This is a genomic window from Gilvimarinus sp. 1_MG-2023 (genome assembly GCF_030548285.1).
Map to the genome: position 1 here is coordinate 396,383 of NZ_JAUOSC010000002.1, position 14,918 is coordinate 411,300.

General features: G+C 53.6%; 12 protein-coding genes. 5 read left to right on the forward strand and 7 right to left on the reverse strand.

The features are described from left to right. Positions 1–87 precede the first annotated feature (87 nt). From Q4563_RS04540 to Q4563_RS04560, 5 genes are all read right to left on the reverse strand, one after another. The gene (locus tag Q4563_RS04540; RefSeq protein WP_303603746.1) at positions 88–3,630 is read right to left on the reverse strand and encodes a translocation/assembly module TamB domain-containing protein; all 3,543 of its coding nucleotides are present in this window, start codon (positions 3,628–3,630) and stop codon (positions 88–90) included. Beyond that, positions 3,627–5,354 (reverse strand): autotransporter assembly complex protein TamA, encoded by a 1,728-nt coding sequence (locus Q4563_RS04545; protein ID WP_303603747.1) that lies wholly within the window; start codon positions 5,352–5,354, stop codon positions 3,627–3,629. Before Q4563_RS04545 ends, Q4563_RS04540 begins: the two co-directional genes overlap by 4 nt. Positions 5,355–5,606: 252 nt before the next feature. Then, entirely contained in the window at positions 5,607–7,343 is a 1,737-nt protein-coding gene (locus tag Q4563_RS04550) for a SulP family inorganic anion transporter (RefSeq protein WP_303603748.1), read from the reverse strand. After that, positions 7,343–7,822, reverse strand: a complete 480-nt coding sequence (locus Q4563_RS04555; RefSeq protein ID WP_303603749.1) for a TIGR01244 family sulfur transferase — start codon at positions 7,820–7,822, stop codon at positions 7,343–7,345. The genes Q4563_RS04550 and Q4563_RS04555 overlap by 1 nt, the downstream gene beginning before the upstream one ends. Positions 7,823–7,853: 31 nt before the next feature. Beyond that, positions 7,854–8,756, reverse strand: coding sequence for an MBL fold metallo-hydrolase (locus Q4563_RS04560; protein ID WP_215975984.1), 903 nt, complete (start codon positions 8,754–8,756; stop codon positions 7,854–7,856). Positions 8,757–8,947: 191 nt separating this feature from the next. Between Q4563_RS04560 and Q4563_RS04565 the strand changes: the two genes are divergently transcribed. After that, positions 8,948–10,258, forward strand: a complete 1,311-nt coding sequence (locus Q4563_RS04565) for a sigma-54 interaction domain-containing protein (protein ID WP_303603750.1) — start codon at positions 8,948–8,950, stop codon at positions 10,256–10,258. Here Q4563_RS04565 and Q4563_RS04570 read toward each other — a convergent pair. Together Q4563_RS04570 and Q4563_RS04575 are read right to left on the reverse strand one after the other, a co-directional pair. Further along, positions 10,255–10,671 (reverse strand): DUF6691 family protein, encoded by a 417-nt coding sequence (locus tag Q4563_RS04570; RefSeq protein ID WP_215975986.1) that lies wholly within the window; start codon positions 10,669–10,671, stop codon positions 10,255–10,257. The genes Q4563_RS04565 and Q4563_RS04570 overlap by 4 nt on opposite strands. A 9-nt stretch (positions 10,672–10,680) precedes the next feature. Next, positions 10,681–11,091, reverse strand: coding sequence for a YeeE/YedE family protein (locus Q4563_RS04575; RefSeq protein ID WP_215975987.1), 411 nt, complete (start codon positions 11,089–11,091; stop codon positions 10,681–10,683). A gap of 171 nt (positions 11,092–11,262) precedes the next feature. On the opposite strand from Q4563_RS04575, the gene Q4563_RS04580 reads away from it, so the two are divergent. The 4 genes from Q4563_RS04580 to ubiB are packed head-to-tail and all read left to right on the forward strand — an operon-like array spanning position 11,263 to position 14,828. Further along, the gene (locus Q4563_RS04580) at positions 11,263–11,730 is read left to right on the forward strand and encodes an RDD family protein (RefSeq protein ID WP_215975988.1); all 468 of its coding nucleotides are present in this window, start codon (positions 11,263–11,265) and stop codon (positions 11,728–11,730) included. A 60-nt stretch (positions 11,731–11,790) separates the two neighbouring features. Further along, positions 11,791–12,540, forward strand: coding sequence for a bifunctional demethylmenaquinone methyltransferase/2-methoxy-6-polyprenyl-1,4-benzoquinol methylase UbiE (gene ubiE / locus Q4563_RS04585; RefSeq protein ID WP_215975989.1), 750 nt, complete (start codon positions 11,791–11,793; stop codon positions 12,538–12,540). Further along, a complete protein-coding gene (locus Q4563_RS04590; protein ID WP_303603751.1) occupies positions 12,540–13,166 on the forward strand; it encodes a ubiquinone biosynthesis accessory factor UbiJ in 627 nt (208 codons plus the stop codon). The genes ubiE and Q4563_RS04590 overlap by 1 nt, the downstream gene beginning before the upstream one ends. 3 nt (positions 13,167–13,169) lie before the next feature. Beyond that, the gene (ubiB, locus tag Q4563_RS04595; RefSeq protein ID WP_303603752.1) at positions 13,170–14,828 is read left to right on the forward strand and encodes a ubiquinone biosynthesis regulatory protein kinase UbiB; all 1,659 of its coding nucleotides are present in this window, start codon (positions 13,170–13,172) and stop codon (positions 14,826–14,828) included. Positions 14,829–14,918 lie beyond the last annotated feature (90 nt).

A 14,918-nucleotide genomic window follows, 5' to 3' on the forward strand; every position in this document is an offset into this window, starting at 1 on the left:
TTTGAACCCAACCAATAAGCACCACTTTGGAGCTTGCGTGTGCACCAAAATATTTTACCAACCCAATATAGGGCGATCTCACTGGAGTTAGCGCTCTAATGTGTAAATTAGATCCGCACTTTGAACCACCCCAGACTCTGCCTCAATTTGAAAATTATCGGATATAAAATAGGTCAGCCCTAAAGTCGAGACACTATCAAATAATCCGATGGCGTAATGAATGTAGATGTCTTTCGTCAAATACTTCCCCAGCCACAACTGACTGTTATCAACACTGTCTTCGGATTTGATGGTCAACTCATCCAGCCCAAATTTATTGGCAATGTCATCTGCCAAGAATTGGCCCTGCTTGACCCCCAATTTCGCTACTGCATTAATCAACATGCCTGCTTCACCCGATGAGGCAGAATTCAGTTTTTTGCCCGTGAACAACATCGACAATGCATTGCTTTCGGTTTGCTGAGGGCTGGAATAGATTTCAGTCGCTGGCTTTTGCAATGTGCCACCGATGACGATACCGACCTCCACATCCTCAACTTTGCGTGTAGCCGTGACGTTTAGCCCAGGGTTGTCCAGCGGACCTTGAAATGAGACCGTGCCTCGCTCAATAGCAAGCTGTTGACCATAAGCTTCGTATTTCCCATCGAGCACAACAATATCGCCTGTGGCGTAGAGTGCTCTTGTCGGCGTTTTATTTAAGGTTAACTTCCCTCCCAGCCCCGCTTTAAAACCGCTAGCCTCCACCTCAATTTCATCCCCAAGTGCAACTTGCAGGTTCATGTTAATAGGTAGACTCGAGCCTGTTGACGCCTCATCATCCAACACCACAACATCATTCGATACTTTAACCGCCCCCGTAGGCAGTGTCTTAATCACCGCTTTTGCTTTAGGAATAGCGGCAGAACCTTTGATGTTCACCGACTGCTCAGACGCGACAAGGGTGATGTCAGGGCTGACCCATAAATTTAATTCAGGCAACTGAACGACTTTGGCACGCTCGCCATTTAACTCGCCATCAATTTTCCAGTCACTGCCCAATGGATTTTCCACTTGAGCATGCAGCTTCAAAGCCCCCTCACTAGGGCTGGCACTGGCATCGAGCATTAAACTATTTTGATCGCCGCGCAGACTGGCATTAACGGCTGATAACTGAATACCCAAGGGCGGCAAATCCATCGAGGCTTCGTTAAGATCAACAGTAAGTGCCAGCTCTGGCTGAGACAAAAGCCCGTTAAGGCTGGCGTCAACCATAAGCTCACCGCGCAAATTTCTCACCCCGGGGGCGAACGCCATGAAGGGTCGCAAGTTATCAACATTGGCATCCAACTGGGCCTCGACTTTACCCGAGGCCAGCTCATAATTAGCCAGAGCTTTAACCTCGGCAAAACCCTCCACCGTGGTTATTGCCTTAGCTACTATGGAGGTGTCGTCGCCTTGAATATCAGCTCGAATTTGACCCAACTTATAACGCTCGGCCTTACCTTTACTGGCAACGTGAATTATTTCTGCCTCAAAAGAATCAACGTGGACACTCACTTTGCTCTCATCACCCAGCCAATCAACTTCACCAGCACCGTGCAGATACCCAGCTAGACTCATGTCTTTTTGTACCCAGGGGTCAAACAGCGATAGCGCCAAGCGCTCCAAATTAAAATGCGCTTTTATACCTGAGGCCGTCTGCCAGCGCCCTTCAAAGCAGGCGGCCAAAAGCTTGTTGCTGGCTTGAGTGTTAGCCGCATCACTGGCAGGTAGCATTTGCAAACATAAGGCTTCCAGTGATGCCTGGGTAGAAGAAAGCTCAATGGCGGCTGGTGCTGCTAGAGTGACATCTTCAACATAGGGAGAGCGCAAGCGCAAGGACTGCAAGTTACCAGCCCACTGAGATTGTTGCCACGCACCTTGCACACTGACCTGCAGCTGATTATCGAGATTGGTTTCCAGCTCTAGATCAAGTTGATGCTGACCGGCATCACCTTGCGCATTGAGTGATGCCGACTGTAACTTTCGACCATTTAAGTTAATGCCAAGGGCGCGAGCTTGCAGCCTCAAAGACTGAGCACTTACATCATCTGAGCCCGACTGCAACTGTAAAGACTCAACCGAATATCCCTGCCAACGAACATTTTCTGCATTGGCTTCACCGGTAAATGTTAGGTTGGGAAATGTTCCTGACAGCTGACCATTCGCTTGCAATTGACCGCCGAGGGCGGGGTCTATTTGCGCAAGCAATGGAGCGTTAATATTCCCCGTCAATTCAACAGTTTCCCCCCAAGCACCCTCAATATTCAATTGATTACCACCCAGAGATGCCATTAGGTTTTGTATCTGCCACTGGCCAGAAGCAAACTCAACCTGCCCTGCCCCCGCGACCATTAATGAGCGAAGCCGTCCCTCCAAATTTTCGATGTTGGCCGACATCGATAAGGCTTGCTCAGTCTTATGCCCTTGCGACTGCAAGGCAAACTGAATATTGCCCGGCCAGTCACTGACGTATACGCCGGGGTTTATATTTTCACCTTGCACGTTTAGTTGCCAACGAACGCCTTGCTGCCAACCTAGCTCGCCGGTTGCCGTCAGCGACGCCTGCCCCAAGGACAACTCAAATAATTGCGCGGTCATTCGCTCAAGGTTACCGTTAGCGCTTACCTGCAGCTGCAATGGGTCGAGCTCGGGCAAGCTTGCATTAACATCGGCGTTTATTTGGTAGGCAGGCAGCCAGCCTTGCAGTTGAACCTCGCCCGCTATTAAGTCCGGTTGCTGCTCACCTAAGTCAATAATCGATTGGGGTAGACGTTGTTCAGGCAAGTTCAACTGAGCTGTCAGCTCAGGATTAAATTCGATCTTATGTTGGCTCGCCGCCGTCATTAAATCGCCCGATAAATTGGCAACAAGCGGCATGCGGGTATTCACCGAATATTGTAAATTGCGCAGGTCACCACCGAGCGTTAGCTCTCCTTGCCAGATATTATTGTTCACAATCTCTGGCAGCTTTGAACGCCAAGACTCAACATCGGCGTCAAGCGATGGCAACTGCCACTCAAGGTTTGCATCCAAAGCATAGGGAAAGGCCAATTGAACACTCCCGTCTAACTGGATGTGGCTCTTATCAATCTCGATACGCAATCGCCTGACGTCAAGCTCGCCGACGCCGTAACTTGCCTCAGCCGCGATATGATCAACCACAACAGCATCGGCCTCGGCACTTTGCACACTTAGCTCACGGACATTGAGTTGTTTTAAGATAACTTTAAACGGCAGGTCTGGTTCGGGCCATTGCGCACTAGGCTCAGACGACGACTCGGTTGCACTGAGTTTTATTGCCACACCATGGACATCGAGCTGATCGATATACAGTGCGCCCCAAAAAATTCTATTAGGATGCCAATCCAGCGTGAGCTTTTGCATCGAAAGATCCAAGCCCGGCGTTTGATAACGAACATCGCTTAAGCGCACCCCTCGAATCAAAGCCCCACCTTGGTAGGTAAACTGTACACCGGTAAAGCTTTTCACCTGTGTTAACAACCAGTGTGTACCGAGCTCAGTCGCCAGCACAGAACCAATAATAAGCAGCGTCGACATTAAGAATAATGCAACACTCAGCAGGACACGCTTCAACCAACGTTTAATCATAAATCCGGCCCCACACTTAAGTGCAATCGCCAGCCTTTATGACCATCAAGTGCTTTGGCGATGTCCGCACGCACTGGCCCAACAGGAGACAACCAACGCACCCCCATCCCCACACCGCGATAGGACTCGACATAGCTTCCATTAAAAGCACTGCCTTCATCCACAAATGCCGCCAAGACAACATCACCATAAACTTTGCGGTCGTACTCAATTGAGCCCGTCAGCAAGCGCGAACCACCGATGACGATATCATCGTCGTTGAGCGGCCCCACATTTTTGTAGTCATAACCGCGAATACTGGCATCGCCACCAGCAAAGAAACGCTGCGATATAGGTAACTTCGAAAAATCATCAACCTCGGTTATGCCCCCATCAAGTCGGAATAACAACCGCCCCTCCCCCGCGGGCAATATAAATTTGAAGCGGCCAAATGCCTGTGCAAAGTTAGTGCTCGAACCCGTTGATTCACTGGCGCCTTTTAAGCGAACAAATACACTCCAGCCCCGCCGAGGGTACTTCACACTGTCAGTTGTTGTGGTGTAGGTGGTGCTAAACATAGGAATGATCAGCTCCGATGTCGTGATGGGGCCGTCACCAAAATAGAATTCTTCTTCCTCTACACTCAAGCCATAATGATTAAACCAATCGCTGTTATTCCAGCTAGAGTAATTGACGCCACTGGCCAAACGATTACTCACACTCTGATTAATATCCTCTTGGCTAAAACCGGTGTACAAGCGTAATGTCTGATAAGCTGGGCGCCACATCGGGATAGAGTAATCCACCTGATAAGTGGTAATCACCTCCGATGCATTTACATTAAGGTTTAAGTGGTGACCTGCGTCGTTTATGTATCGATTTTCATAACCTAAACGCACTCTTGCCCCAGTGTCGGACGAATAACCGGCACCAACTAAATAGTGGTGTTTAGCGCCGGATTGCAAATCAATATTGATAGGTACTTTACCGTCGGCCAGCTCATCCAACTGCGGCTCTACAGCCACCGAAGAAAAATACTGACTGGCTTGAAACTCACTTTTTAAATCCACCAAGTCGCCGGACCGATACGCCTGGCCGGACTCTAAATTCACATAGCGGTCGATTAACGAGCGACTGAGAATGTCGTGCGAAATAGAAATATCACCAATACGGTAGCGCGGGCCGGTGTCCAACACCAGACTGACCCGGGCGCTGTTATCCTGCTGAGACACCAGCGCTTGCGCACTAACAAACGAGGCATCGAAAAAGCCCTGCACGCTGGCCTGTTGCAACAAAGCACTTTTAAAACTTTCGTATTGGCCGTGATGGAAATAACCACCCTCCACCATAGGGTTGGATGCCAGCGCTCGCTGCATAGCAGCATTCGTTTTACCTTCACCTTCAAGCTGAGCCGTCACACTGACATAAGTAACGCGCGGCCCGGGTGTCACCTCTACCTGCATCACCCAACAATCATCGGTTTGCTCAATCTGCATTTGAGACGTGAGCTGGTAATAGCCTAAAGCTCGGCCGGCATCCCGTATTTCTGTATCGGCTTGATTTGCGTAAGAGGCTAAACGCCAAGAGGTCGCCTCGCAGTCCTGCCCACTGATACCAAGATAAGCGTGGATATTATCGCGCAGCGATCCTTCGGCACCGGTCAATTCGAGAGAGGGGGTGGCGGCCAGAGCGCAGAGCGGCATCAAAAAAGCGAAAATCAAACTGCGGGAAAACGCTGGCGACATATAACTCCGAAACCCTGCTTATAAAAATGATAAATGGCGAGAGGCACTTGCAAGAGTTGCGCATTGCAGGCGAAATCCACACACTCACGACTGCCCGGGAAAACACGACGATAACACCTGGCCCAGTCGATAATACGTTGCACAACACAGGTAGGATCAACGCCAAACAGGGTTGCATGATAACACCCGGCCTTTGTCCTCGCCCAGCGCCGTATGATTGTTGGATCAGACCGCCCACTCAGAGTTCAATGCTTAAATAACAAAGTCCTCCTCATCCAGCGCCGCTACCGCTTGGTGATGTGACAAATAAACATTGCCAGTTAAAGCCGTTAAAAAGTGACTGCGTTGCAATCGATCCATCACCGGCCCCTTAACCTCAGACAAATGCAGCTTAATGCCGCCGTCCGCCAGCCGCTGGTTTATCGCCTCCAGCGACTCCAGCGCGCTTAAGTCCACCGCATTCACAGCGTTGCACTGCAAGATAACGTGGCGAATCTGCTGGTTGTCCGCCACCTTGCGATAAATCTGCTCTTCCAAAAAGCGAGCGTTGGCAAAAAACAAACTCTCATCGACCCGAATGGACAACACATGCGACTGAGTAATCACCTGATGGCGCTCGACATTGCGATAATGCTCGGTGCCCGGCACCTGACCTACCACCGCCAAATGGGGACGCGAGGCTTTTATTAAGTAGACGCCTATGGAACTCAGCACACCGACACTTACCCCCCACTCCACGCCGGCCAACAAAGTGATCACAATGGTCGAGGCGACCGCGAGAAAGTCGGCCCGCGAAAAACGCCAGGCGCGGCCTAAAATCGACAAATCCACCAGTGATAAAACCGCCACCACAATGGTGGCCGCCAGCGTGGCTTTAGGTAAAAAGTACAACGCGGGGGTTAAAAACAGCACCGCCAACGCCATCCCTAGTGCGGTAAAAATACCCGCCGCCGGCGTTTGTGCGCCGGCGTCAAAATTGACCACAGAACGGGAAAAGCCACCGGTAACCGGAAAGCCCTGACTGAGGCCGGCGGATATATTAGCCGCCCCCAACGCCATTAATTCCTGGTCGGGATCGATGCGCTGGCGCCGCTTGGCCGCCAGTGTTTGTGCGACAGAAACCGACTCAACAAAACCGATTACCGCAATCAAGATGGCGGGCACAGCTAACTGCTGCCACAGTGCCCAATCCAGTTGCGGCCAACTCAGAGCAGGTAAGCGCGCGGGCACCTCACCCACCAGAGCCACCCCCTGGGAAGCCAAGTCAAACCATCGGGCACACACCACCCCGGCGACCACCGCAACCACTGGGCCGGTCTTGGCCAGTATGGCAGCACTGCGCGCGCTCAAGCCCCACTTTTGCAGCAGTGGGGCGAGCGCTGCGCGCACCCAAAATAAAAACAATAAGGTTGCGCTTCCCAGCAACAACGTCGCCAAATTGATTTGATTTCGGGCCAGCCATAGCCCCTCCAGCAACTCCGGTAAGGTGTCACCGGCGACACTTGCCCCAAGCAAATGCTTCACCTGGCTCAAAGCAATCAGTATTCCCGAGGCCGTTATAAAGCCGGCAATCACAGGGTGAGATAAAAAATTGGCTAAAAAGCCCAACTTAAGCAAGCCCAATAACAATAAGAAGCCACCGCTGGCCAGAGCCAAGACAGCGGCCGCGGCAAGCTTTTGCTCAAGGCTAGCCAAGCCCAAACCACCCACTGCGGCTGCCGTCATCAGTGACACGACCGCTACGGGGCCCACAGCCATGGTGCGACTGGTGCCCAACAAACCGTAGCAAAGCAGTGGCAATAACGAGGCGTACAACCCCACCTCCGGCGGCAAACCCGCTAGCAGCGCATAGGCTAACGACTGCGGGATCAACATAACGGTGACAATACTGGCCGCCAGCATGTCATCCATCAGCGTCGCTTTGGTGTAGGTGCGCGACCAATCCAGAATCGGCAAATAACGCCCAATGGTTTGCAACAAGCCCCCCATTACGATTGCCGGCCCGGTGTTTTAGAGACAGACACTTCTGCCGCTTCACTCTCTGTAATGTCATCCCGATTGAACAAGGTCAGCACCTGGCTTAAGTCAAACCCTGCCCTCTGCCCCAGTTCTTCCAGCTCGCACTGATTAACACCTCGCAACAACTGGTCGATTGCCCATAAATGGCTACTGCGATTACCGGTGCGACAATAACCCAGCACCTTCCCCTTTGCACTGGCAATGATACGGCCAACACTAATAGCATCCTCGGCTTTAAATTGTCCGGGGATTACGGGTACGTAGTGCACAGTCAGGCCGCAATCCGCTGCACTCGCCGCTATTTGTTCCGCACTTGGCTGCTCGTCAGACTCACCGTCCGGCCGATTGCAAATAACATCGCTGAAGCCCTGCCCAACCAAAGCGGCTAGGGTATTGCTGTCAATTTGACCACTGACAGCGAAGTCCGAACTCAGAAATTGATAGCTCATATGATGACGCCTTTTATGATTATCGATTGATTTACGACAGCGTGTTAAGTGGCACTTTTAAAAACACCTGGCCGCTGTCTTCCGCCGGTGGTAAGTGACCGGCCCGCATATTGACCTGCAAACTGGGCAAAATCAGTTTGGGCATACCCAAGGTTGCATCGCGCTCTTCACGCATGGCGACAAACTGGTGCTCACTAATACCCTCTTTAACATGGATATTGTACGCACGCTGCTCTCCCACTGTGGTCTCCCAAGCCACCGAGCGGCCGTTGGGCATATAGTCGTGACACATAAACAGCCGCGTATCATCGGGCAATGACAGGACCCGAGCAATGGAGCGATAGAGTGTTTTGGCATCGCCACCGGGGAAATCGGCTCGCGCTGTGCCGCCGTCGGGCATAAATAACGTATCTCCGACAAAGGCGGCATCACCAATCACATGGGTCATGCACGCAGGAGTATGGCCAGGCGTATGCATCGCGTAGGCAGTCATGCCGCCAATCGTGTAGGCATCGCCATCGGCAAACAGGCGATCGAACTGCGAGCCGTCGCGGGCGAATTCGGTGCCCTCGTTAAAGATCTTGCCAAAGGTTTCCTGCACCACCGTGATTTGATTACCGATGCCAAGCTTGCCTCCCAGCTCGCCCTGAATATAAGGGGCCGCCGATAGGTGATCGGCGTGAACATGCGTTTCGATAATCCACTCCAATGTCCAACCGTTATCGCGAATATAATCGATAATCTTATCCGCGCCATCGAAATTGGTCCGACCCGAGGCGTAGTCGATATCCATCACCGAGTCCACCACTGCGCAGTAATCCGAATCCGGATCTTTAACGATATAAGAAAATGTATTGGTGGGCTCATCAAAAAAGGCGATCACCACCGGATGAACTTGCCTATTAGCCGCAAAGGGCAGGGTGACTTTTTCCATGTTTGCCTCCTGTTGATTCAGTTTAGTGTCGTTACTACAACTATATTGCAACCCTCAGGCCAAGATTCAGGCTCGTAAATGAAACAGCAACTCTTTGATTTTCATAGACTTTAACTATTCTCGCTGTTAGCTGCAGGAAAAACCCACCGCCTTCTGCCATAATTGACATAAATTCAGTCAGGTTTGACACAATGCAGATAATCGCTCGCGACACCACTCAGGATATAGCCCGTATGCTGGAGGGCTACGACTGCCCTGCTATTTTAATGAGCGGAGAGTATCGGGTACTGGCCGCCAATGATTTATACACCTCCACCTTCGGCGCGATAGACCCAGATCGTACACCACACTGCTATCAAGTATCCCACGGCTATGATCGCCCCTGCGACCAGGCGGGCGAATCCTGCCCGCTGACTGCCTGCAAGGAATCTGGGCGCAAGGAGCGAGTGCTGCACATTCACAATACTCCGCGCGGGCGCGAACATGTCGATGTCCAGATGATTCCCATCAAGGGTGATAACGGCCAGCTCAAATACTTTATCGAGCTGTTAAAGCCGATCTCCACCGCCAGCGTCGACACCACCACAAGCAAAATGGTGGGTACGAGCGCCGCCTTTAACAATGTAGTGGACTTAATTAACCGTGTCGGCCCCAGCGATGCGTCCGTATTGCTACTGGGTGAGTCCGGCACGGGCAAGGAGCTGGCGGCGCGCGCCGTACACGACGCCAGTAACCGGCACGACAAACCCTTTGTCACTGTTGAGTGCTCCGGGCTGACCGACACCTTGTTTGAAAGTGAATTATTTGGCCACCTTAAAGGCGCCTTTACCGGTGCCAGCTATCGCAAGCAGGGGCTGGTAGAGGCGGCCCAAGGTGGCACCTTGTTTTTGGATGAGGTGGGCGATATTCCGCTGCACCTACAAGTGAAATTGCTGCGCCTGATAGAGTCCGGCACCTATCGCCCCATTGGCAGCGTGCAACCCCAGGCGGCTAATTTTCGTCTGGTGTGTGCCACCCACAAAAATTTAAAAACACTGGTGGCCGAAGGCCAGTTTCGCCAAGACCTGTACTTTCGCATCAATGTCTTTCCGATTTGCCTGCCGGCGCTGCGCGACAGGCGCGAGGACATTCCGCTGATTGCCCGCGCCCTGTTGCACAAACTGCACCCCCAGCTAACCCTTAACGCCAAGGCGGAGGCATGGCTGCAGGATCATCCCTTTGCCGGCAATATTCGCGAATTGCGCAACGTACTGGAAAGGGCCAGCTTGCTGGAAACCGACCGCACCATCAGCATCGCAACGCTGGAGCGATCGGTCGCGGCCGACCGCGCCTGCGAGCGCCACCACCAGCAATCTGACCCAACTGCGCAGCAAGGCTTTAAATCCCTGCAGGCGCGGCACTTAGAACAATTACTGCAAGAACACGGCGGCGACAAAAAAGCCGCCGCCAAAGCGGCGGGTATCAGCGTGCGCACACTCTACCGCAAACTTAAAGAGCGCTAGCGCGCAAGTCTCTGCACTAGCGCCACTGAGGCCATTCCCACCAGCATGGCCGCCACAAACGCGAAGGTCTGGACGTCCAGATACACCAGTGCCGAAAGCGCAGGCCCGGGGCAATAGCCATAAATGCCCCAGCCCACACCAAACAGAGCGGCCCCGGCCAACAGCTTGCCGTCAATCTGGCGATTACTCGGCAGCATAAAGCGGTCTTCACACACCGGGCTGCGACATTTGAGCACAAGGGGAAAACCCACCACAGTGGCGGCTACCGCGCCTCCCATCACAAACATTAAAGTCGGGTCCCAGGCGCCAAACAAATCCAAAAAGCCCAGCACTTTAGCCGTATCGGTCATACCAGAGATAGCCAGCCCGGCACCAAACAGCGAACCACACAACAACGCCAATACATTTTTCATAATCGCTCCTTACCAGACGTGGCGAATCAAATAGACCGCGACAATACCGGTGGCCATAAACACTGCGGTAGCGACAATAGAGCGCGGCGACAAGCGGCCAATGCCACAGACTCCGTGCCCACTGGTGCAGCCGCTGCCAAGCTTTACGCCCACACCGACCACCAGCCCACCCAAAATGGCCTGCCATAGCGGCAACTCACTCGGTGACGGGTAAGCGACGCCGGTCAAACGATGCCCCAGCCAGGCACCCATCAACAAACCGGCGACAAACAGCCAGCGCCAAAGCGTATCGCGCGCGCTGCTAAGCGCACCCCATAAAATACCGCTGACCCCGGCAATACGGCCCAACCAGTAAAGTAGGCCCACCGCCGAAGCGCCAATTAACAAACCGCCAAGCAAAGCGGGGATAAATTGCGTCATAATGTTTTCCTAGTAAATCGTGTAACACCCATCCCTAAGGGTAGAGCAACTTTAGGGCCAATGCGTCAACCCCCATAACGACAGGGCTGGCGGGGCGCTATACTGCCGATCTTGGCCAATAGCGACACAAGTGCGACAGACCGACTGACAAAACTGACAAACGAGATATCTATGACCGACCCGACTCCAGCCGCCGCAACTCCGACCTACACAGGCTTTGGCCTGCGCCTGCTCGCCTCTATCATTGACTCGCTAGTCATTACCCCTTTGCTTATCGCCCTTGCTATTGGCCTGTATCAACACTCGGGCAGCTGGCTCAATATGCTGATGGCGAGCGCCGAAAACCCCTGGCTCAACTATGGCGTACCGGCCGCGTTTACGCTGTTGTTTTGGCTGGTGAAATCCGCAACGCCGGGTAAAATGCTGTTGGGCGCGGTCATTGTCGATGCAGCAAGCCTGCAGCCACCCCAGCGCTGGCAACTGGCGGTGCGCTACCTGGGCTACTATGTATCCCTCATACCGCTGGGCCTCGGCTTTATCTGGATCGCTTTTGATTCAAAAAAGCAGGGCTGGCACGACAAGCTGGCGCGCACCTTGGTGATTCAAGCCGCCTCACAAACACCGTCCAGAGAAAACTGACGCTCGGGCGCAGTCAATGTACAATAGCCTCCCCACAAAGAAGCCCAACACAGGCGAGTTATGAGCGAAAAGAAAACCACCCACTTTGGGTTTGAAACCGTCGACATCGACCAAAAAGCCGAGCGGGTAGCCGGGGTTTTTCACTCGGTCGCGGGCAAATACGACCTGATGAACGACTTAATGTCGGGTGGCGTACACCGCCTGTGGAAACGCTTAACCATTGAAAAAGCCGCGGTACGCCCCGGCCACAAGGTGCTCGATATCGCCGGGGGCACGGGGGATTTGTCCTACCAGTTTGCCCGTCAGGTGGGTAAAGACGGGCTGGTCATTCTGGCCGATATTAACGATTCCATGCTCAAGGTGGGACGCGACAAACTGCTCGACAAAGGCGTGGCCGGCAACCTCGAAGTAACCCAGGCCGATGCGCAATTCTTGCCATTTGCCGACAACACCTTCGACCGCATTACCATCGCCTTTGGTTTGCGCAACGTTACCGATAAAGACTTGGCGCTAGCCTCCATGCTGCGCGTGCTCAAACCCGGTGGTAAATTATTGGTGCTGGAATTCTCCAAGCCCGGCAATCCGCTGCTGCAAAAAGCCTACGACACCTACTCGTTTAAGCTTTTGCCCAACATGGGCAAATGGGTTACCGGCGATGCCGATAGCTACCGCTATCTGGCCGAGTCGATTCGCATGCATCCGGATCAAGCCACCTTACAAGGCATGATGGATAACGCCGGTTTTGCTCTGACCGAATATCACAATATGACCGGCGGTATCGTCGCGCTGCACACCGGGATTAAGCCCTGATGCTCGACCGCACCGCGATCGCCGCTCTGGCGGTAGCCTTTGAGGCCATCACGCACAAAGCGCTCGCCTACGACCCGGCCAGCCGACAGCGCTTAGCCGCTATGCAGGGCCAGTGTTTGGCTATTCACTGTACGGCGCCTGCGCTCACTCTTTTTATTCTGCCGGGCGAAACGCTCAAACTGGCCCAGTTTTACGACGGCCCGGTCAGCTGCGCACTGCACGGCAGCGCCAATGACCTATTAAAAGTCGCGGCCGCCAGCGATGCCCACAGCCTGCATGGCACCGGCGTTAGCCTAGAGGGTAGCCCACAGCTGCTGGCCGATTTACAGGCTATTTTTCAAACCTTAGACGTAGACTGGGAGATGTGGCTGGCCGACACTATTGGCACCCTGCCCGCGCACTTTATCGCCCAGCGCTTTCGCCAGGCCATGCAGTGGAGTCGCGATCGCGCCCAGAGCGCCGCCCATTTAGGCGCCGAATATGTACGCGAGGAAAGTGGCGCTGGGCTCAGCCGCACCGAGTTTGACCTGTTTGCCGATGATGTTAACCAAACCCGTTTGGCGCTCGATCGCTTGCAAGCGCGCGTAGACCAACTAAGTCTTGCTCACCCTAAGGAACAGCCCTGAGTCATGAGCCGCTTTTTTCGCCTGATAAAAATCATTGCCACCCTAGCGCGTTTCCGTCTGGATCTATTACTGCCACGTCAGAGCTTGCCCTGGTGGCTGCGTTTATTATTGCTACCGCTCAGTATCATCCCCCGTGGTGATTACAGCCGCGGCCAACGCCTGCGCCTGGCAATGGAAGCCCTGGGCCCCATTTTTATTAAATTTGGTCAACTGCTTTCCACCCGCCCCGACTTAGTCCCCGAAGACATCGTACGCGAACTAAGCGCACTGCAGGATCGGGTGCCGCCCTTTGCCAAAGAAGAGTTTTTAGCACTGGTGGAGAAGTCACTGGGCGATAACGTCGATACGATTTTTCAACAGTTTGATCGCGAGCCACTGGCCTCGGCCTCAGTCGCGCAGGTCCATGCAGCCGTTTTACACGACAACCGCGAAGTAGTGGTCAAAGTGGTGCGCCCGGGTATCGAGCGGGTGATCGCGCAGGACACCAGCCTGCTCGGCCTATTGGCCGAACTTATAGAAAACCACAGCGCCGATGGCAAGCGCTTGCGCCCGGTCGAAATTGTCGATGACTACCGCACCACCATTTTTGACGAGCTGGATTTACAGCGCGAAGCGGCCAACGCCTCGCAGTTGCGGCGCAACTTTCTGCACTCGCCGCTGCTCTACATTCCCGAGGTCATGTGGGATTACACACGCAACAATGTCCTGGTGCTGGAGCGCATCTCCGGTATTCCGGTGACCAATTTAGATCAGTTGCGCGAACAAGACACCGACATGAAAAAACTGGCCGAACGCGGGGTAGAGATTTTTTTCACCCAGGTATTCGACCACAACTTTTTTCACGCCGACATGCACCCGGGCAATATTTTTGTCGCCCGTGAGCACCCCGCTCAACCCAAATACATCGCCGTGGATATGGCCATTGTCGGCTCACTCAACCGCGCCGACCAATACTACCTAGCGCGCAATATGCTGGCCATGTTCCGCCGCGACTACCGCCAAGTGGCAGAACTGCACATTCAAAGCGGCTGGGTACCCGAAGACACCCGCACCGAAGAGTTGGCCGCCGCCGTGCGCACGGTGTGCGAGCCCATTTTCGAACGCCCCTTAAAAGAGATTTCATTCGGCCACGTACTGCTCAACCTGTTTCGCACCGCGCGCCGCTTTAATATGGAAGTGCAGCCGCAGTTAGTGTTGTTGCAAAAAACCCTGCTCAACATCGAAGGCTTGGGGCGCCAGCTCTATCCCGACCTCAATTTGTGGGAAACCGCCCACCCCTTTTTGGAGCGCTGGCTCAAACAGCGTTTTCACCCCAAAACCCTTTGGGCCGACTTTAAGCGCTACGGGCCAGAGTGGATGGAAAAATTCCCCGAAGTACCGCACTTGGTGTTTAACGCCCTGCAACAAGTGCAGCACCTGGATGAATTGCGCCTGGAGCTTGCCGAGCAGCGTGAATTACAGGCCAGGCAGGCCCGTCGGGCCAGTGTCAGGCGCCGCCTCACACTGGCCAGTATCGCCGCGTTTAGCGGCGCAGCGCTCTGCTTGCTGCCATACTGGCCCCATATTACCGCCCAAGCCGACCCGGTAAGTCTTACGCTCGTCCCCACGGCGAGCTGGCTACTGGCCACGACCGGAGTCCTACTCTTGGTTTTCAGACGCTAAAACGGCCGAGATTTTTATCATTATCAGGTGTTCAATGCATCGACATCTGATAATGTGAGGACTACCCCCAACTCATACAGTTTCTGCGGC

Bases quoted from the DNA above. Each gene is read 5' to 3' on its own strand.
- Q4563_RS04540 (WP_303603746.1), bottom strand. From the start codon at position 3,630: ATGATTAAACGTTGGTTGAAGCGTGTCCTGCTGAGTGTTGCATTATTC.
- Q4563_RS04545 (WP_303603747.1), bottom strand. From the start codon at position 5,354: ATGTCGCCAGCGTTTTCCCGCAGTTTGATTTTCGCTTTTTTGATGCCG.
- Q4563_RS04550 (WP_303603748.1), bottom strand. From the start codon at position 7,343: ATGGGGGGCTTGTTGCAAACCATTGGGCGTTATTTGCCGATTCTGGAT.
- Q4563_RS04555 (WP_303603749.1), bottom strand. From the start codon at position 7,822: ATGAGCTATCAATTTCTGAGTTCGGACTTCGCTGTCAGTGGTCAAATT.
- Q4563_RS04560 (WP_215975984.1), bottom strand. From the start codon at position 8,756: ATGGAAAAAGTCACCCTGCCCTTTGCGGCTAATAGGCAAGTTCATCCG.
- Q4563_RS04565 (WP_303603750.1), top strand. From the start codon at position 8,948: ATGCAGATAATCGCTCGCGACACCACTCAGGATATAGCCCGTATGCTG.
- Q4563_RS04570 (WP_215975986.1), bottom strand. From the start codon at position 10,671: ATGAAAAATGTATTGGCGTTGTTGTGTGGTTCGCTGTTTGGTGCCGGG.
- Q4563_RS04575 (WP_215975987.1), bottom strand. From the start codon at position 11,091: ATGACGCAATTTATCCCCGCTTTGCTTGGCGGTTTGTTAATTGGCGCT.
- Q4563_RS04580 (WP_215975988.1), top strand. From the start codon at position 11,263: ATGACCGACCCGACTCCAGCCGCCGCAACTCCGACCTACACAGGCTTT.
- ubiE (WP_215975989.1), top strand. From the start codon at position 11,791: ATGAGCGAAAAGAAAACCACCCACTTTGGGTTTGAAACCGTCGACATC.
- Q4563_RS04590 (WP_303603751.1), top strand. From the start codon at position 12,540: ATGCTCGACCGCACCGCGATCGCCGCTCTGGCGGTAGCCTTTGAGGCC.
- ubiB (WP_303603752.1), top strand. From the start codon at position 13,170: ATGAGCCGCTTTTTTCGCCTGATAAAAATCATTGCCACCCTAGCGCGT.